Source organism: Rhodoplanes azumiensis (assembly GCF_042682915.1).
Lineage (GTDB): Bacteria > Pseudomonadota > Alphaproteobacteria > Rhizobiales > Xanthobacteraceae > Rhodoplanes > Rhodoplanes azumiensis.
Window position 1 is genome coordinate 66,097 of record NZ_JBHUIW010000006.1, and the last position, 17,382, is coordinate 83,478.

Consider the following 17,382-nt stretch of genomic DNA (forward strand, 5'->3'; position numbering starts at 1 on the left):
GGCCGTCGCTCGGCATCATTCCGAAAGATGTCGCTGGTCCTTCACCCGCACCGCCTTGCCCTGCGAGCGGGGCACCTCGCCGGGGCGCTTGGCGACGATCTCGCAGGTGATGCCGATCGTCGACTTGATGCGGTGCTGAACCTCGTGGCCGATGCGCGCGAGCGTCGCATCGTCCTGCGCGACGTCGGGCGCGATCTCGACCTCCACGGCCATGTGGTCGAGCGCGTTGCGGCGCGTCAGCACGATCTGATAATGCGGCGCGATGCCGGGCAGGCCGACCAGCACGGCCTCGACCTGCGACGGATACACGTTGACGCCGCGGATGATCATCATGTCGTCGTCGCGCCCGGTCACCCGCATGATCCGCACATGGCTGCGGCCGCAGGCACAGGGCTCGTCGACCAGGCGGGTGATGTCGCGGGTGCGGTAGCGCACCATCGGCAGCGCCTGCTTGGTCAGCGTGGTGATGACCAGCTCGCCGGTCGCGCCCATCGGCAGCGGCTCGAGCGTCTTCGGGTCGACGATCTCGAACAGGAAATGATCCTCCCAGCCGTGCAGGCCGGCCTGCGCCGTGCATTCGCAGGCGACGCCGGGGCCGAGGATTTCCGACAGTCCGTAGATGTCGATCGCCTGCAGGCCGAGTCGCGCCTGGAGCGCGGCGCGCATCTGCTCGCTCCACGGCTCGGCGCCGAACACGCCGACCCGCAGCTTCAGCGTGTCGCGCCGGATGCCGCTACTCTCCGCGACTTCCGCGATGTTGAGCGCGTAGGAGGGCGTGCAGCACAGCACGTTGGCGCCGAAGTCGCGCATCAGCGTCACCTGCCGCTCGGTCATGCCGCCGGAGACCGGGACCACCATGGCGCCGAGCCGCTCGGCCCCGTAGTGGGCGCCGAGCCCGCCCGTGAACAGGCCGTAGCCGTAGGCGACATGGACGATGTCGTGCCGTGTCGTGCCGGCCGCGACGAGCGAGCGCGCCATCAGGTCGGCCCACAGCGCGATGTCGTCCGCCGTGTAGCCGACCACGGTCGGCTTGCCGGTCGTGCCCGAGGAGGCATGCACCCTCACCACGTCCTCGCGCGGCACCGCGAACATCCCGAACGGATAATTGTCACGCAGATCCGCCTTGCCGGTGAACGGGAAGTGGCGGATGTCGGCGAGAGTCTTCAGATGATCGGGCGTGACGCCGTGCTCGGCAAAGCGACGGCGCATGTGCGGCACGTTCCCGAAGGCGCGCGTCAGCGTCGTCTTCAGGCGGGCGAGCTGGAGGGCGGCGAGCTCCGCCCGCGGCATCGTCTCGGCGGCAGGATCGAACAAGGCCGCCACGGGGGCGGGCTTCAGGGCCGGCCGGTTCATTCATCTCCCCTTCGGTCTAGGCGCGGCCACAGGGCCGGACGCCCTGTCGCCGCGACGCGGGTGAACGATGTCGGGGGTATCGGCCGCCGGTCGATCCGGGGCGTGCGAAGAATGTCTGACGCACGGCAACAAACGGACCGCCGCGGTGGCGCGGAAGCGATCGCCTCGGGTCTGATAATGATGTTTCCATACGGGATGTGTCGGCGCAGCGCAATTGCGCAGAATGCCCGACGGACGACGCGGCGTTGCGGCCTGATCAGATCCGGCGCGTCGCGACGGTGGCCCCTGCCACCGGCTCATGTATTCGTAATGATGAAATATAGATCGCAGTTATGACACGGCGCGCGGCGCGGTCGAGCAGGCGCGCGTATCAGTTCATCTTTTGCATCATGCGGAAAATCGCATCAGCGAGCACGTGGCAACCGAGCACGATGTCGTCGTCTGTCGTGTTCTCGGACACATGATGGCTGATGCCGCCGATGCTCGGCACGAACAGCATGCCGGCCGGCAGCACGCGACCGAGCTCCATGGCGTCGTGCCCGGCGCCGCTCGGCAGCAGCATCGGCGCATGGCCGTGCGCCTCGGCCGCGGCCGACAGGGCGGCGACGATCCCGGCGTTCATCGGGGTCGGAGCGACCACGGTCGGGCGCACCATGGCGACCGCGACGCCGCCGCGGTTCTCCGCCGCGACACGCTCGGCGAGCGCCTGCTCCATCCGGTCGAGCAGCGCCACGTCGAGGTCGCGGATCTCGACCGCCATCTCGGCCTCGCCCGGCACCACGTTGGCGGCGCCGGGGCGGAACGCCATGGCGCCGATGGTCCATACCGTCTCGGTCGCGGCAAAGCCCGGGAACGCCTCGCCGATCCAGGCGGCGATCCGCACCAGCGCGGCGCCGGCGTCGCGCCGCATCGCCATCGGCGTCGTTCCGGCATGGTTCGCCGCGCCCGTCGCGGTCACCCGGAAGCGGCGGATGCCGGTGATGCCGGTGACGACGCCGATCTTCCGGCCCGACGCTTCCAGCCGCGGCCCCTGCTCGATGTGCGCCTCCAGGAAGGCGACGTGGCGGGCCGGGTCGAGCCGGAACGGCGCCGGCGCATCGGCGAGCGGCGTGAGCGCCGCCGTCAGCGTCGCGCCGTCCTCGGCGCGGGCGGCTTCGATCTCGCCGTCGCGCAGCGTCCCGCAGAAGGAGCGGCTGCCCAGGAAGGGCAGGTAGGTGCCTTCCTCGTCCTGGAACGAGGCGACGTCGATGCCGACTGGTCCGGACGCGCCGCTCTCGCGAAACGCGCGGGCGATCTCCAGGCCGTAGACGACGCCCATGGCGCCGTCGAGCCAGCCGCCGCGCGGCACCGTGTCGGTGTGCGAGCCGATCAGGATCGCCTTGCCGGCCGCCGGGTCGCGGCCCAGCACGTTGCCGACCCGGTCGAGCCCGGCGTCGAGCCCGGCCGCCCCCAGCCTGTCGACCAGCCAGCGCCGCGCCGAAAGATCCGCCTCGGAGAAGGCGATCCGATCGACCCCGGGAGTGAGGCCGCCGAAGCGGGCGAGGGCGCGCAGGTCGTCGAGCAGGCGGTCGCCGCGAATGGCGATCATCGGAGGGCTCCGGAAAACGCGATGCACCGCCGCGACCGGGGTCGCGGCGGGCGAAGCACGGGACGGAAATGCGAGCCGGGCTCAGGCCTTCGGCACGACGATGCGCCGATAGAGATGCCAGGTCGCGTGACCCAGCACTGGTAGCACGATCACGAGCCCGAGGAAGCCCGGAAGCGCGGCGACGACGAGAAGCAGCACGATCGTCGCTGCCCAGCCGATCATCGGCACCGGGCTCGTCACCACGGCGCGCACGCTGGTGATCATCGCGGTGACGAAGTCGACGTCGCGGTCGAGCAGCAGCGGGAACGACACCACGGTGAGCGAGAACAGGATCAGCGACAGCGCCGCCCCGACGACGTGCCCGATCAGCAGGAACAGCCAGCCCTCCGGCGTGGTCGTCACCACGGTGAGGAACTCCTGCATGGTCGAGAAGCTGCGCAGACCGAGCATGAGGGCGAGCAGCAGGCGGACCTGGTACATCCAGACGACGAAGACGAACAGCGTCACGAACGCCATCCAGCCGAGCTCGCGGTGGCGCTGCTCGAAGATGGTGCCGAGCACGCCCGACCAGGAGAGCGGCACGCCGGCCTCGCGGCGGCGGCTGACCTCGTAGAGGCCGACCGCGACGAACGGGCCGAGCAGGGCGAAGCCGGCGGCGAGCGGGTAGGCGAGATAGCCGACACCGGCCCAGAACGCGCAGGCGACGATCGCGAGGCCGCCGGCCGCGTAGAACGCCCCGAAGGCGAGGCCGTAGAGCGGCGCCGCCTGGAAGTCCCGCAGGCCGAGGATCACGGCCTCGGCGATGTCGCGCACCGTGACGGCGCGGACCTGCGGATCGGCGCGGCGGACGACCGGCGCGACCTCGGCCGCGCGGGTTTCGGGCGGAGTGGTGGACAGGCCGGTGGTGTGGGCGGCGTCCTGGTGGCTCATGGCGACCCCCTTGGCACGCTGACGTTTCCTCGGATCGGAAGAGTTGCGGAGACACCCAGGGGTGGCAAGGGGCTGCGGCGACGCACGCGATCACCATCGCGAGAGGGCGGCGTGCGGCGGGGCCGCGGGGCGGCACGACAGGCCTTCGCCGTCGGGGGCGTTACGGTGGGGCGGGACGGGGGCGCCGGTGCCGGGATCGGCAGTGCGGGGGATGGTGGTGCGGTTTGCGGCCCGGCGGCCGATCGCCTAGGGTCCGGCCGCGGCGATGGAGCCGTGCCCCTGGTTGCTGTTCGTCATGACCATGCCCGCCGCTCCGGCCGCCGATCCTGCGCCCGCCTTCCCTCCGCCTTCGCATCCGCGCCTGATCGTGCCGCGCCGCTTCGCCGATCGACGCGGCTGGTTCTGCGAGACCTGGAACGCGGCGCGCCTCGCCGGGCAGGGGCTCGACGTCGTCTTCGTCCAGGACAATCAGTCCTGGTCGGCGCGGCGCGGAACCATCCGGGGCCTGCATTTCCAGGCCCCGCCGCACGCTCAGGGCAAGCTCGTGCGGGCGGTGCGCGGGCGCATCCTCGACGTCGCCGTCGACATCCGCCGCGGCTCGCCGACCTATGGGCGGTTCGTCGCCGTGGAGCTGACCGCGGCGGGCGGCGAGCAGCTCTGGGTGCCGGTCGGCTACGCGCACGGCTTCTGCACGCTCGAGGACGACTGCGACGTCGTCTACAAGGTGACCGACGTCTACGCCCCGGCCTGCGAGGGCGGCCTCGCCTTCGACGATCCGGCGCTCGCGATTCCGTGGCCGGTCGCGCCGGGCGAGGCCAGCCTGTCCGACAAGGATACGACGTATGGGGGGCTCGCCGGCTTCGAGAGCCCGTTCGCCTACGACGGCGTGCCGCTGCGCCCGGAGCTCGTCGTCCCCTGACCGCGCAGCGGGCCGGTCCGTGCCCGTGGCGTCCCGATCAGACGATGTGATTCGCCCCGGTGCCGGAGAATGCCCCTCGAAACGGGACGTCGCCGGAAAAGGTCGGATTCGATCGAACCGTCTAGCGGCAGGCTAACTCTCACCATCGAAACCCGCCGACGTCGCGGGCCGCCGCACCTGCGGGTGTGGCGCCAAAGCCATGTCTTTTAAGAATTGCTGGCGAGAATAATCGATAAGGACGCCGGAACCTTGTTGGGGAGTTGGCGTTCTACTACCACGGCGCGATCGAGCTGCGACGCGCCGAGCAACACGGGGGGCTCTCGTGACCGACACGACGTGTGATGAAGTGCAGCGTGCGTGCCCGCGGACGATCACGGTGGGATCGTCGGGGCTCTACGGTCTCTCTGCGATCGCGCTCGGCGCGGCGCTGACCGTCCTGTCCGTCGGTACGGCCGACGCCTCCTATTATTACTATTACGGTCAGCCCGGGATGCGGGCGGCGCCCGGCGGTTACGTCGTGCCGGCGCAGCCGCGGCCGGCCCGCAAGGCCAAGCGCACCAAGACCGAGGAGCCGACCAAGGACACCGCCGCGGTGCGCCAGCCGCGCGGGCCGCTGGTCGTCTCGGTGTCGATCGGCGAGCAGCGCGTGCGCGTCTACGACGGCGTCGGCCAGATCGCCGAAGCGCCGATCTCGTCCGGCACCAAGGCGCACCCGACGCTCACCGGCGTGTTCAGCGTCATCCAAAAGAATCGCCACCACTACTCGAACCTCTATGCCGGCGCGCCGATGCCCTACATGCAGCGGCTGACCTGGTCCGGCACCGCCATGCACACCGGTGTGCTGCCCGGCTATCCGGCGTCGCACGGCTGCATCCGGCTGCCCAACTCGTTCGCGTCGCAGCTTTGGGGCATGACCAAGCTCGGCACCCGCGTGGTCGTCGCCCGCTCGGCCGTCGTGCCGGTGGAGTTCTCGCACGCCCAGCTCGCGCTCCTGAAGAAGAAGCCCGATCCGGCGACCCCGGTCTCCGACCTGTCGCGTGCCGCCGGCAAGACCGCATCCGCCCCCGAGGCGACGGCCACCGACGCGCCGAGTGCGGGCGCTCCGGCCGCGGCGGTGGTTCCGGCCGCGGCGGCTGTTCCGGCCGCCGTGCCGGTGCCGACCGAGGCGACGCCGGCCGCCCCGGTGACGGCCGCCCCGGCGAACGAGACGGCGCCGGTTCAGCCGGCCCCCCTCACGGCCACGCCGACCAGCGCTCCGACGACGGAGGCTCCGGTCACGGCCGAGCCGGCCGACGGGATCGTTCCGGCCATGCCGGTCGCCGAGCAGGGGCCACCGCCGCGGCCCCTGAAGCCCGGCCCGGTCGCCATCTTCATCAGCAAGAAGGAAGGCAAGCTCTTCGTCCGCAAGGGCTTCGAGCCGATCTACGACACCCCGATCCAGATCGCCGATCCGGACAAGCTGCTCGGCACCCACGTCTTCACGGCGACCGGCTTCGCCGAGGACGGCCGGACCCTGCGGTGGACCGCGATGACGCTGCCGCCGGAGCTCCGCGCCGAGGCGACGGCGGCGACCCGGAAGGGCGGCAAGGTGCAGCCCGCCGCGCCGATCGCAACCGGGCCGTCGGCCTCGGCCCAGGAGGCGCTCGACCGCGTCACCCTGCCGCCCGAGGCCGTCGAGATGCTCGCCCCGTTGATGTCGGCCGGCGCGTCGCTGGTCGTGTCGGACAAGGGCCTCGGCCCCCAGACCGGCCGCGGCACCGACTTCATCGTGCTGACCCGCTGAGAGCGGCCGCCGGCCGGGCGCCGCGACACATGATCGACGTTCGAACGGCCGGGGCTCTGCGCCGCCGGCCGTTTTGATTTGGCGCGGCGCCAAGGCGCACCTGGCCGGCGCGGGGCCGGGTCGCCGAGATAGTCCTGGAAACGACCATCTCCGTGCGTTAAGGACTCGTTTTCCGATCCTGCCGGACCGGCTTTCAGGAGTGGCGGTGCGCGTCGTGGTGCCGCCAGGACGTCGATTCGCGGCGTCCGGGTCCGGCGCTCGCGGCGCCCGTCGCCGCCCGCGGTGCCGCGCGGCGCTTCTGCCGTTCCGCGGCCCGCTCGCCGGATCGGTGCACGGGGTGGGGCATGCCGGAGGTCGGACTCGGTCTTTGGTGCATCGCGGGTTTTCTCGGGATCGGTGGCGTCGCCACGGTGCTGGGACAGCGCGCGGTCGCGACCCCGCTCGTCTACGGCCTCGGCCTCGCGGTGGCGCTCGCCGCCGTGCTGGTGGCGCTGACGACGCTTCTCGGCGGCGCCGGGCCGAGCAGCGTGGTGCTGCCGATCGGCCTGCCCGGCGTCGGCGCGCATTTCCGGCTCGACGCGCTTTCCGCCTTCTTCATGCTGGTCGTGAATCTCGGCGCCGCGGCCGCGAGCCTCTACGCGGTGGGCTACGGCCGCCACGAGCCCGCGCCGATGCGGGTGCTGCCGTTCTTCGGACCCTTCCTGGCCGGCATGAACCTGGTGCTGCTCGCCGCCGACGCCTTCTCGTTCCTGCTCTCCTGGGAGTTCATGTCGCTCGCCTCGTGGACCCTGGTCGTCTCGAACCACCGCGAGCCGGCCAACATCCGCGCCGGCTTCGTCTATCTCGCGATGGCGAGCTTCGGCACGCTGTGCCTGCTGGTCGCCTTCGGCCTGCTCGCCACGGCCGGTGCCGGCGACTTCACCTTCGCCGGCATGCGCGGCGCGACGGTCGGCGGGAGTGTCGCCGCGATGGCGACCGTGCTCGCCATTATCGGGGCGGGCTCCAAGGCCGGCCTGGTGCCGCTGCACGTGTGGCTGCCGCTCGCCCACCCGGCGGCGCCCAGCCAAGTCTCGGCGCTGCTCAGCGGGGTGATGACCAAGGTCGGCGTCTACGGCTTCGTGCGCATCGTCTTCGACGTGGTCGGCGACTACTCGTCCTGGGCCGGGCTCGTGGTCGTCGTGGCGGGCGGCGCCACGGCGGCGCTCGGCGTGCTCTACGCGGTGATGCAGCGCGACCTCAAGCGCCTGCTCGCCTACTCGACGGTGGAGAACATCGGCATCGTGTTCATCGGGCTCGGCCTCGCGCTCGCCTTCCGGGCGAACGGGCAGGGCGGGGCGGCGGCGCTCGCCCTCACGGCGGCGCTGTTCCATGTGTTCAACCATTCGATCTTCAAGAGCCTGCTGTTCTTCGGTGCCGGCGCCGTGCTGACCGCGACGGGCGAGCGCGACATGGAGAAGCTCGGCGGCCTGATCCATCGCATGCCGCAGACCGCGGTGGTGTTCCTGATCGGCTGCATGTCGATCGCGGCGCTGCCGCCGCTCAACGGCTTCGTCTCCGAGTGGCTGACCTTCCAGGCGATCCTGCTGAGCCCGCAGCTCCCGCAATGGGGCCTGAAGTTCGCCGTGCCGGCGGTCGGCGCCCTGCTGGCGCTCGCCGCGGCGCTCGCCGGGGCCTGCTTCGTCAAGGCGTTCGGCGTGGTGTTCCTGAGCCGGCCGCGCTCGCCGGCCGCCGCGCAGGCGCGCGAGGTCGACGGCTTCATGCTCACCGCGATGCTGATGCTGGCCTGGCTGTGCATCCTGGCCGGCACGCTGCCCGGCTTCGTGGTCGATGCGCTCGCTCCCGTCGCCCGCGAGCTCGCCTTCGTGTCGTTGCCGCCGCAGGCCGGCCTGCCGTGGCTGTCGCTGGTGCCGGTCGCCGACAGCCGCAGCTCCTACAACGGGCTGATCATCTTCTTCTTCCTGATCGCGTCGGGCACCACGACGGCCGTGCTGGTCCACCGGCTCGCCTCGCGCCAGACCCGCCGCGGCGCCATCTGGGACTGCGGCTACCCGCTCGATTCCCCCGTCACCCAGTACACCGGCTCGAGCTTCGCCCAGCCGATCCGCCGGGTGTTCGGCACCGTGGCGTTCGGCGTCGTCGAGACCGTCGACATGCCGCGGCCCGGCGAGCGGCGCGCCGCGCGCTTCCGCCTGCGGGTGCGCGATCCGGCCTGGCGTTTCCTCTACGGGCCGCTGGCGCGCGGCGTGCTGCGCACCGCCGTGCGGCTCAACCGGCTGCAGTTTCTCACCATCCGCCGCTACCTGGCGCTGGTCTTCGCCGCCCTGATCGTCCTCATGCTGGTGGTGGCGATATGGCGCTGACCATGGATCCGGGGCTCGCCCTCGCCCTCGCGCTGCAGCTCCTGCAGATCACCATCGTGGTGGCGATCGCTCCGCTGATCATGGGCATCACCCGAACGGTGCGGGCGCGTCTTCTCCGTCGGCGCGGGCCGCCGCTCGTGCAGCCCTATCTCGACCTGTGGAAGCTGTTCCACAAGGAGGCCGTGGTCGCCGACAACGCCTCGTGGGTCTATCGCCGCGCCCCTTACGTGATCTTCGCGGCGACCTGGGTGGCGGCCGGCCTGGTGCCGACCTACGCAACCGGGCTCCTGTTCTCCTGGTCGGCCGACCTGATCGCCGTCGTCGCGCTGCTCGGCACGGCGCGTTTCGCCCTGGCGCTCGCCGGCATGGACGTCGGCACCGCCTTCGGCGGGCTCGGCGCCTCGCGCGAGATGATGATCGCCTCGCTGGCCGAGCCGGCCATGCTGCTGATCGCCTTCGCGGTCGCGCTGATCGCCGGCACCACCCAGCTCTCCGCCATCGCGGCGCTGTTCGCCACCGGCGAGGTCGGCGTGCGGGTCTCGCTCGGCCTCGCGCTGCTCGCGCTCGTCATCGTCGGCATCGCCGAGAACGCCCGCATTCCGGTCGACAACCCGGCGACCCATCTCGAGCTCACCATGGTGCACGAGGCGATGATCCTCGAATATTCCGGGCGTCATCTCGCCATGATCGAGGCGGCGGCCCAGCTCAAGCTGGTGCTCTACTTCTCGCTGGTCGCCTGCCTGTTCGCGCCGTTCGGCATGGCGACGGCCGACAAGTCGCTCGCCGGGATGGCGCTCGGCCTCGTCACCTGGCTCGGCAAGATCGTCGCCTTCGCGGTGCTGCTGCCGATCGCCGAGACGACGGTCGCCAAGATGCGGGTGTTCCGCTATCCGGCGTTCCTCGGCAGCGCCTTCGCGGCCGCGGCGCTCGCCGTGTTCCTGCGCTTCGTGTCGCGGGGGTTCTGATGAAACGGTGCAGCCCGACATCCGGAGTCGTCATGCCCGGGCTTGTCCAGGGCATCCACGCCCTTTCGCTCCGCGCAGCCCGCAAGACGTGGATGGCCGGGACGAGCCCGGCCATGACGGAGCAGCGGGCGTCGAAGGACATCTCGGCATGAGCGCGCTGTGGTTCGACATCGCGCATCTGTTCGCCGCCGGCGTGCTGGTGCTCAGCCTGATGCTTCTTTATCAGGACCGCATCACCGCGGTGATCAACGTGTTCGCCCTGCAGGCCGTGGTGCTGTCGCTGTCGGTCGGCTGGCAGTCGATCGTCCAGGGCGCACCGCATCTGCTCGCCACGGCCGCCATCGCGCTCGTCGCCAAGGGCGTGATCATCCCGATGGCGCTGCACCGGATCGTCCGCAAGCTCGACGTTCACCGCGAGGTCGAGCGCGTCGTCTCGGGCGGGCCGACCATGCTGGCCGGGCTCGGCCTGGTCGCGTTGTCGATCCTCCTGGTGCAGCCCGTCGTCGAGACCGCCGATCCGGTCGCCCGCGAGGACTTCGCCTTCGCGCTCGCCGTCGTGCTGCTCGGGCTCCTCCTGATGATCACGCGGCGCAACGCCGTCACCCAGGTGGTCGGCTTCATGTCGCTGGAGAACGGCCTGATCCTCGCCGCCACCGGCGCCAAGGGCATGCCGCTGGTCGTCGAGGTGTCGGTCGCCTTCTCGGTGCTGATCGCCTTCATCGTGTTCGGCGTCTTCGTCTTCCGCATGCGCGAGCGGTTCGACACCGTCGACGTCAACGTGCTCGAACGCTTCCGCGGCGAGCGACGGGAGCATCTGTGATGGGGGCGTCGCGGAACAGGGAATGGTTGGATCGAGACGGGCCTCGCGGGGACGCTCCTACGTGGGGCTACCCCCCTCCCTGTCCCTCCCCCACAAGGGGGGAGGGAGCAGGCTGCGGCGAGCCGTCGAACCGCCGGATCAGAATCGATCCCGCGTATTGGCTTCACAGCGTGTCGGCTCTGGCGTTCCCTCCCCCCTTGTGGGGGAGGGACAGGGAGGGGGGTGAGCCCCGAGCTCCGGGCTCGATCGGCGACCAGAGGAACGGCCGATGATCGCCGAGCTCGTCGCCGCGCTGCCCGTGTCGCCGTCGACGCTCGTGCTGGTGGTGCCGACGCTCGCCGTGCCGGTGCTCGCCGTGATCTCCGGCTACCGGACGAGCGCCGGCCTCAACGTGCTCGCCTCCGGCCTCACGCTCGCCGCCGCGCTGATGCTGCTCGCCATGCCGCACGCGCGCGGCGACTTCCTGATCGTCGACGACTTCAACATCTTCCTCGTGGTGCTCACCGCCTTCGTCGGCTTCACCACCAGCATCTACAGCGCGAGCTACATCGGCCACGAGCTGGAGACCGGCAAGCTGACGCCGGCGTTCCTGCGCTTCTATCACGCCATGTACCAGGCCATGATGGGCGCCATGAACCTCGCGCTCCTCTCCAACAACATCGGGCTGATGTGGGTGGGTCTCGAGGTCGCGACCCTCGCGACCGTCATGATGGTCGGCATCTATCGCACCGCCGAGGCGATCGAGGCGGCGTGGAAGTACTTCATCCTCGGCAGCGTCGGCATCGGGCTCGCCTTCTTCGGCACGATCCTGATCTACATGGTGTCGTCGAGCGTGATCGGCAGCGGCGTGCCGGCGATGGCGTGGGACGAGATCGTCCGCAACGCCGCCCTCCTCGATCCGAAGCTGCTGTCCCTCGCCTTCGTGTTCCTCCTGGTCGGCTACGGCACCAAGGTCGGGCTCGCGCCGTTCCACGCCTGGCTGCCGGACGCCCACGCGGAAGGTCCGACGCCGATCTCGGCCGTGCTGTCGGGCCTGCTCCTCAACGTCGCGCTCTACGCGCTGCTGCGCTTCAAGATGGTGCTGGCCGGCAACCCGGCGACCATCGACGTCGGCGCCATCCTGACGACGCTCGGGCTGGTCAGCCTCGTCTTCGCCGGCTTCATGCTGTACCGGCGGCGCGACATCAAGCGGCTGTTCGCCTACTCCTCGATCGAGCACATGGGCATCGCCACCTTCGCGTTCGGCATCGGCGGGCCGCTCGCCAACTTCGCCGGGCTCTTGCACATGACCATGCACTCGCTGGTCAAGTCCGCGATCTTCTTCGCCGTCGGCCATGTCGCCCAGGCCAAGGGGACGCAGCGGCTCGCCGACATCGGCGGGTTGTCGTCGACGCATCCGGTACTGGCGGTCGGCTTCGCGCTCGGCGTCGTCGCGATCGTCGGGCTGCCGCCCTTCGGCGTGTTCATGAGCGAGTTCCTGCTCGTCTCCACGGCCTTCTCGCGCCAGCCGATCCTCACCGTCGTGCTGATCGCCGGCCTGGTGCTGGCTCTCGGTGCATTGTTGATGCGGATGCAACAGGTCGTGTTCGGAGAGCCACGTGGACGATCGGAGCCCGTGAAGGCCTCCTACGTGCCGCTGTTCGTCCATCTCCTGCTCGCATTGATCGCCGGCCTGTGGTTGCCGGAGGCGCTGGTGCGCTGGTTCCGCGGCGTCGCCGCGCTGCTCGGGTGACCGCGATGGCCGACCCCACCAAATCCGAGACCGCGAAAGCCGACACGGCGAAGGGCGGGGACCGCATCACGGCGCTGCTCGCCGACGCCGACGTCGCCGGGCCGCAGCGCCCGTGGCCACGCTATCGGGTCGATGCCACCGTGTTCGAGGCGATCGCCAAGCTCCTCGGCGAAGGCGAGCGCGACCTTCTCGGCCTGTGGGCCGAGACCGGGGCCGTGCATCTCGCGCTGCGCCGGGTCGGCGAGGATCCCTGCGTCGTCTCGACGCCTGTGATCGACGGCCGGTTTCCGTCGGTCGGTATCCGCCACGCGCCGGCGATCCGGCCCGAGCGGGCGATCCGCGATCTGTTCGGCTACGAGCCGGTCGATGCGCCCGACCTTCGGCCGTGGCTCGACCACGGCGCCTGGACGGCGTCGGCGCCGCTCGGCGCGGCCGGGCCTGCGGTGCCGCGCGACCCCGCGGACTACCCCGTCCTTCCCGTGACCGGGGAGGGCCTGCATCAGATTCCTGTCGGCCCCGTGCATGCCGGCATCATCGAGCCCGGCCATTTCCGCTTCACGGCGAACGGCGAGACCGTGGTGCGGCTGGAGGAGCGGCTCGGCTACGTCCACAAGGGCATCGACGGGCTGCTGATCGACGCGCCGCTCGACCGCGCCGCCAAGGTGGTGGCGCGCGTCTCCGGCGACTCGACGGTCGCTTCGAGCTTCGCCTTCGCCCGCGCCGTCGAGGCGGCGCTCGGCGTCGCGCCGCCGCCGCGCGCCGTCGTGGTGCGCGGCGTGATGGCGGAGCTCGAGCGGCTCGCCAATCACTTCGGTGACATCGGCGCGATCTGCAACGACGCCGCCTTCGCGATCGTGCTGGCCCACTGCGGCATCTTTCGTGAGAAGATCCTCGCGGCGTCGGCCGCCGTGTTTGCGCACCGGCTGATGATGGACATGATCGTGCCGGGCGGCGTCACGACGAACATAACGGCCGAAGGGGCGAAGCTGATCGTCGAGACGCTCGACGCGATCACGCCGGCCTTCGAGGAGATCGTGCGACTCTACGAGGACACGCCGTCGATCCAGGATCGCACCTGCGGCACCGGGCATCTTTCGGCGGACCTCGCGCGCCGCTTCGCCGCCGGCGGCCCGGTCGGTCGCGCTTCCGCGCGCGACTTCGACGCGCGGCGCGATCTCGCCTACGCGCCCTATGCGGGCCGCGTCTTCGAGGTACCGGTGCTCACCGCCGGCGACGTCGACGCCCGCATCCAGGTGCGCACCCGCGAGGTCGCCGCATCGATGAAGCTGATCCGCGAGCTTTTGCGCGCACTGCCGGCCGGCCCGGTCTTCGCAGCCCTGCCGGACGCGACCGAGGCGTGCGAGGGCATCGCCGTCACCGAGGCGTTCCGCGGCGATCTCCTGGTGTGGCTGCGCTTGCTGCCGGGCCGAATCGTCGCGCGCGGCCACGTCCGCGACGCCTCGTGGTTCCAGTGGCCGTTGCTCGAGGCGGCGATCGAGAACAACATCGTCGCCGACTTCCCGCTGTGCAACAAGTCGTTCAACTGCTCGTATTCGGGAGCGGATCTGTGAGCACCGGGTCGTCCGTCGGGAGCCGTAGGGTGGGCAAAGGCGCGCAGCGCCGTGCCCACGCGGTCGGTGTGCGGACCGTCTCGTGCGGCCGGTGGTGGGCACGCTTCGCTTTGCCCACCCTACGTGCTCCGAGCTCGATCGTGGATGGCCGAGCCGAGCCCGGCCATGACGGGGCCGGAAGGCCGGGGCACCTCACGGCAGGCACGAGGCCCCCATGCGCACCCTGATCCTGAAATCGCTGTTCGCGCGGCCCGTGACGCTGCCGGCGCCCGATGCCTCGGCGGCGGCGCTCGACGAGGTGGGGCGCGCGCTGGAGAGCCGGGTGCGCCGCGTCTACGGCCGCTCGCTGTCGATCCGCGAGGTCGACGCCGGCTCGTGCAACGGCTGCGAGCTCGAGATCCACGCGCTCAACAACGCCGTCTACGACTGCGAGCGCTTCGGCCTGAAGTTCGTCGCCTCGCCGCGCCATGCCGACGTGTTGATGGTGACGGGTCCGGTCGCCCGCAACATGACGGTCGCGCTGGAGCGCACCGTCGCGGCGACGCCGGCGCCGAAGTTCGTCGTCGCGGTCGGCGATTGCGCGGCGGGCTGCGGCGTGTTCGGCGAAAGCTACGCGGTGGTCGGCGCGGTCGACAAGGTCGTGCCGGTCGATCTCACGCTGCGCGGCTGTCCGCCGCGCCCGATCGATCTCCTGCAGGGCCTGATCGCGCTGGTCGACAAGGTGAGCGGCCGCGCCCCGCGCTGAGCCGCTCGCACCGGCGTCCCGAACGGAGAACGGCCGAGCGCGAGCCCGGCCGTTCTTGCATCCGCAAAGATGCGTGCCGTCGTCGCCGGCACGAGCAGGTGATCAGGAGATCGTCACCAGCGGCTGGTCGGCGTCGACCGCGTCGCCGTCCTTGACGTGGATGCCCGTGATGGTGCCGGCCTTGTGGGCGCCGATCACGGTCTTCATCTTCATCGCCTCGAGCACCACGACCTGATCGTCGACGTCGACCTTGTCGCCGATCTTGACGCTGACCTCGAGCACCACGCCGGCGAGCGGGGCGAGGCGGTCGTCGGCACCGCCCGACGGGCCGGCCCCCTCCTTGGCGGCGGGCGCCGCAGGTGCGGCGGCGGGCGCCGGAGCCGGGGCCGGGGGCGGCGCGACCGGGGCGGGCGCGGGCCGCGGCGCGGCGACCGGAGCGTAGGCGACGGGCGCCGGAATCGGAGCGGGCGTGTAGGCGCCGGACTCGGTGACGTCCTCGACGACGACGTCGAAAACCCGGCCGTCGACAGTGATCCGCAGGTGTCTCATCATGATTGGTCTCGTCCCGAACGGCGCGATGTCAGTGGTTGTTGGGCTTGTAAGGCGAGTGCGAGGCATGGTGGCGCGTGCGCGCCTGCGAGATCCAGCCGGAGCCGGGCCGTGCTTCGCCGATATAGACGATACGATGGCTGCCGAAGGCCGCCGCCGCGATCGCGGCGATCACGGCGAGGTCGTCGGCTCCGACGCCGGGGCCGAGCACCGGGGCGGCGTGCGCCGGCGCGGCGGCGGGAACCGCAGCGGTCGTCGCGGCCGGCTGGCGGCGCGTCATGATCCTCACCGTGACGATCGCCGTCAGGGCGGCGACCACGGCGCTCACCAGGAAGGAGCCGTAGAGCTGGAGGAGGAGGCCTCCCATCTCCTGAGTCATGGTCGATGGACTCCGTTGCTGAGCGTCATGGCGGTCCGTGCGTCGTTGCCTGGAAGTTGCGTCACAGCGGAATGAGCCCGTGCTTCTTGGCCGGCCGCAGCTCGCGCTTGGTCAGGAGCTTACGCAGCGACAGCGAGACCGTGGCCCGGGTCATCTCCGGCTCGATGATGTCGGTGATGTAGCCCTTGGAGGCGGCGAGGTAGGGCGAGGCGAACTCGTTCCTGTAGAGCTCGACGAACTCCTTGCGCTTCTTCGTCTTGGCGCCGGCGTCCTCGATCGCCTTCAGTTCCTTGCTGTACAGGATGTTGACGGCGCCTTCGCCGCCCATCACGGCGATCTGCGCGGTCGGCCAGGCGTACACCACGTCGGCGCCCATCTCCTGGCTGCACATCGCGAGATAGGAGCCGCCATAGGCCTTGCGGGTCACGATGGTGATCTTCGGCACGGTGGCGCTGGAATAGGCGAACAGCATCTTGGCGCCGTGCCGGATGATGCCGCCGCGCTCCTGGTCGATGCCGGGCAGGAAGCCGGGCACGTCGACGAAGGTCACGATCGGGATGTTGAAGGCGTTGCAGAAGCGGATGAAGCGCGCGCCCTTGTCGGAGGAGTCGATGTCGAGGCAGCCGGCCTTCTCCATCGAGTTGTTGGCGAGCACGCCGACGATGATGCCCTGCACGCGGCCGAAGCCGACGATCAGGTTCTTGGCGAACTGCGCGTGGATCTCGAACAGGTCGCCGTCGTCGAGAACGCGCCGCACGATGGCGTGCATGTCCATCGGGTCGGAGGCGTCGGATCGCACCAGCGCGTCCATGCCGCGGTCCGGCTCGAGATCGAGCTCCGGCGTAGGGTCGTGCGGCGGATCCTCGGTGTTGTTGCTCGGGAAGAACGACAGGAGCTTGCGGGTCAGCTCGATCGCATGCGCGTCGTCGTCGGCGAGCAGGTGGACGTTGCCGCTCACCGCGGCGTGCATCTCGGCGCCGCCGACGTCGTCCATGCTCACGTCGCGGCCCGACACCGACTTGATCACCTGCGGGCCGGTGATGAACATCTGGGCGTTCTGCCGCGTCATGATGATGAAGTCCATCAGCGCGGGCGAGTAGGAGGCGCCGCCGGCGCAGGGGCCGGCGATGATGGCGATCTGCGGCACCACGCCGGAGAGCACCACGTTGCGGTAGAACACCTCGCCGTAGCCGGAGAGCGCGTCGATCCCCTCCTGGATGCGGGCCCCGCCCGAATCCTTGAAGCCGACCAGCGGCACGCCGTTCTTCTCGGCGTAGTCCATGGCCCACACGATCTTCTGGCCGTGCATCTTGCCGAGCGTGCCGCCGACGACCGTGAAGTCCTGGCTGAAGGCGGCGATCTGGCGGCCGGCCACGTAGCCGGTGCCGACCACGACGCCGTCGGCCGGGATCTCGACCTCGCTCATGCCGAACGCCGTGCAGGCGTGCTTGGCGTGGGCGCCGTACTCCTGGAAGGTGCCGTCCTGGAGCAGTCCGGCGAGCCGCTCGCGCGCCGTCATCAGCCCCTTGGCGTGGCGCTCGTCGGTCTTCTTGGCGCCGCCGGCGGCCATGATCTTCCCGCGCCGCTTCGCGAGAGTCGACCGTAGTTCCTCGTCGAGCGCCATTGCCCGCCCCCTTCGTCACCGATGCCTGTTGGAAGACGCCGTGTCGTCCGTCCAGGATCGCACG

At 70.7% G+C, this 17,382-nt stretch carries 14 protein-coding genes; 8 read left to right on the top strand and 6 right to left on the bottom strand.

Translation table 11 applies throughout. The features are described from left to right. Positions 1 to 15: 15 nt before the first annotated feature. The 3 genes from ACFSOX_RS07630 to ACFSOX_RS07640 all read right to left on the bottom strand — a co-directional run bounded on the left by ACFSOX_RS07630 (position 16) and on the right by ACFSOX_RS07640 (position 3,871). Positions 16 to 1,353 carry a phenylacetate--CoA ligase family protein gene (locus ACFSOX_RS07630; protein WP_378477201.1) on the bottom strand — a complete coding sequence of 446 codons (1,338 nt, stop codon included), beginning with the start codon at positions 1,351 to 1,353 and terminating at the stop codon, positions 16 to 18. 370 nt (positions 1,354 to 1,723) lie between these two features. After that, the gene (locus ACFSOX_RS07635; RefSeq protein WP_378477202.1) at positions 1,724 to 2,941 is read right to left on the bottom strand and encodes a hydantoinase/carbamoylase family amidase; all 1,218 of its coding nucleotides are present in this window, start codon (positions 2,939 to 2,941) and stop codon (positions 1,724 to 1,726) included. Between the two features lie 81 nt (positions 2,942 to 3,022). Further along, entirely contained in the window at positions 3,023 to 3,871 is an 849-nt protein-coding gene (locus ACFSOX_RS07640; RefSeq protein ID WP_378477203.1) for a DUF2189 domain-containing protein, read from the bottom strand. Between the two features lie 301 nt (positions 3,872 to 4,172). Between ACFSOX_RS07640 and rfbC the strand changes: the two genes are divergently transcribed. The 8 genes from rfbC (at position 4,173) to ACFSOX_RS07680 (ending at position 14,766) form a co-directional block, all read left to right on the top strand. Next, a complete protein-coding gene (rfbC, locus tag ACFSOX_RS07645) occupies positions 4,173 to 4,790 on the top strand; it encodes a dTDP-4-dehydrorhamnose 3,5-epimerase (protein WP_378477293.1) in 618 nt (205 codons plus the stop codon). 376 nt (positions 4,791 to 5,166) lie between these two features. After that, entirely contained in the window at positions 5,167 to 6,573 is a 1,407-nt protein-coding gene (locus ACFSOX_RS07650; protein WP_378477204.1) for a L,D-transpeptidase, read from the top strand. 344 nt (positions 6,574 to 6,917) lie between these two features. After that, positions 6,918 to 8,933, top strand: a complete 2,016-nt coding sequence (gene hyfB / locus ACFSOX_RS07655) for a hydrogenase 4 subunit B (protein WP_378477205.1) — start codon at positions 6,918 to 6,920, stop codon at positions 8,931 to 8,933. Next, positions 8,924 to 9,898, top strand: a complete 975-nt coding sequence (locus tag ACFSOX_RS07660; protein ID WP_378477206.1) for a respiratory chain complex I subunit 1 family protein — start codon at positions 8,924 to 8,926, stop codon at positions 9,896 to 9,898. Before hyfB ends, ACFSOX_RS07660 begins: the two co-directional genes overlap by 10 nt. A gap of 148 nt (positions 9,899 to 10,046) precedes the next feature. Beyond that, positions 10,047 to 10,718 (top strand): hydrogenase-4 component E, encoded by a 672-nt coding sequence (locus ACFSOX_RS07665; protein WP_378477207.1) that lies wholly within the window; start codon positions 10,047 to 10,049, stop codon positions 10,716 to 10,718. A 268-nt stretch (positions 10,719 to 10,986) separates the two neighbouring features. Next, positions 10,987 to 12,450, top strand: coding sequence for a hydrogenase 4 subunit F (locus ACFSOX_RS07670; RefSeq protein WP_378477208.1), 1,464 nt, complete (start codon positions 10,987 to 10,989; stop codon positions 12,448 to 12,450). A gap of 5 nt (positions 12,451 to 12,455) precedes the next feature. After that, complete coding sequence (locus ACFSOX_RS07675; RefSeq protein ID WP_378477209.1) at positions 12,456 to 14,021, top strand: hydrogenase large subunit; 1,566 nt, start codon at positions 12,456 to 12,458, stop codon at positions 14,019 to 14,021. A gap of 214 nt (positions 14,022 to 14,235) precedes the next feature. Beyond that, complete coding sequence (locus ACFSOX_RS07680; protein WP_378477210.1) at positions 14,236 to 14,766, top strand: NADH-quinone oxidoreductase subunit B family protein; 531 nt, start codon at positions 14,236 to 14,238, stop codon at positions 14,764 to 14,766. A 102-nt stretch (positions 14,767 to 14,868) separates the two neighbouring features. Here the strand turns inward: ACFSOX_RS07680 and ACFSOX_RS07685 are convergent, their stop codons facing one another. The 3 genes from ACFSOX_RS07685 to ACFSOX_RS07695 form a co-directional block, all read right to left on the bottom strand. After that, positions 14,869 to 15,318, bottom strand: a complete 450-nt coding sequence (locus ACFSOX_RS07685; RefSeq protein WP_378477211.1) for a biotin/lipoyl-containing protein — start codon at positions 15,316 to 15,318, stop codon at positions 14,869 to 14,871. A gap of 28 nt (positions 15,319 to 15,346) precedes the next feature. Then, complete coding sequence (locus tag ACFSOX_RS07690; RefSeq protein ID WP_378477212.1) at positions 15,347 to 15,694, bottom strand: hypothetical protein; 348 nt, start codon at positions 15,692 to 15,694, stop codon at positions 15,347 to 15,349. A gap of 61 nt (positions 15,695 to 15,755) precedes the next feature. Next, positions 15,756 to 17,318 carry an acyl-CoA carboxylase subunit beta gene (locus tag ACFSOX_RS07695; RefSeq protein ID WP_378477213.1) on the bottom strand — a complete coding sequence of 521 codons (1,563 nt, stop codon included), beginning with the start codon at positions 17,316 to 17,318 and terminating at the stop codon, positions 15,756 to 15,758. Between the last annotated feature and the right edge of the window lie 64 nt (positions 17,319 to 17,382).

What these genes read in the sequence shown, in the direction of transcription:
- ACFSOX_RS07630 (WP_378477201.1), bottom strand. Translation starts at nt 1,353, where the DNA reads ATGAACCGGCCGGCCCTGAAGCCCGCCCCCGTGGCGGCCTTGTTCGAT.
- ACFSOX_RS07635 (WP_378477202.1), bottom strand. Translation starts at nt 2,941, where the DNA reads ATGATCGCCATTCGCGGCGACCGCCTGCTCGACGACCTGCGCGCCCTC.
- ACFSOX_RS07640 (WP_378477203.1), bottom strand. Translation starts at nt 3,871, where the DNA reads ATGAGCCACCAGGACGCCGCCCACACCACCGGCCTGTCCACCACTCCG.
- rfbC (WP_378477293.1), top strand. Translation starts at nt 4,173, where the DNA reads ATGCCCGCCGCTCCGGCCGCCGATCCTGCGCCCGCCTTCCCTCCGCCT.
- hyfB (WP_378477205.1), top strand. Translation starts at nt 6,918, where the DNA reads ATGCCGGAGGTCGGACTCGGTCTTTGGTGCATCGCGGGTTTTCTCGGG.
- ACFSOX_RS07660 (WP_378477206.1), top strand. Translation starts at nt 8,924, where the DNA reads ATGGCGCTGACCATGGATCCGGGGCTCGCCCTCGCCCTCGCGCTGCAG.
- ACFSOX_RS07665 (WP_378477207.1), top strand. Translation starts at nt 10,047, where the DNA reads ATGAGCGCGCTGTGGTTCGACATCGCGCATCTGTTCGCCGCCGGCGTG.
- ACFSOX_RS07670 (WP_378477208.1), top strand. Translation starts at nt 10,987, where the DNA reads ATGATCGCCGAGCTCGTCGCCGCGCTGCCCGTGTCGCCGTCGACGCTC.
- ACFSOX_RS07675 (WP_378477209.1), top strand. Translation starts at nt 12,456, where the DNA reads ATGGCCGACCCCACCAAATCCGAGACCGCGAAAGCCGACACGGCGAAG.
- ACFSOX_RS07680 (WP_378477210.1), top strand. Translation starts at nt 14,236, where the DNA reads ATGCGCACCCTGATCCTGAAATCGCTGTTCGCGCGGCCCGTGACGCTG.
- ACFSOX_RS07685 (WP_378477211.1), bottom strand. Translation starts at nt 15,318, where the DNA reads ATGATGAGACACCTGCGGATCACTGTCGACGGCCGGGTTTTCGACGTC.
- ACFSOX_RS07690 (WP_378477212.1), bottom strand. Translation starts at nt 15,694, where the DNA reads ATGACTCAGGAGATGGGAGGCCTCCTCCTCCAGCTCTACGGCTCCTTC.
- ACFSOX_RS07695 (WP_378477213.1), bottom strand. Translation starts at nt 17,318, where the DNA reads ATGGCGCTCGACGAGGAACTACGGTCGACTCTCGCGAAGCGGCGCGGG.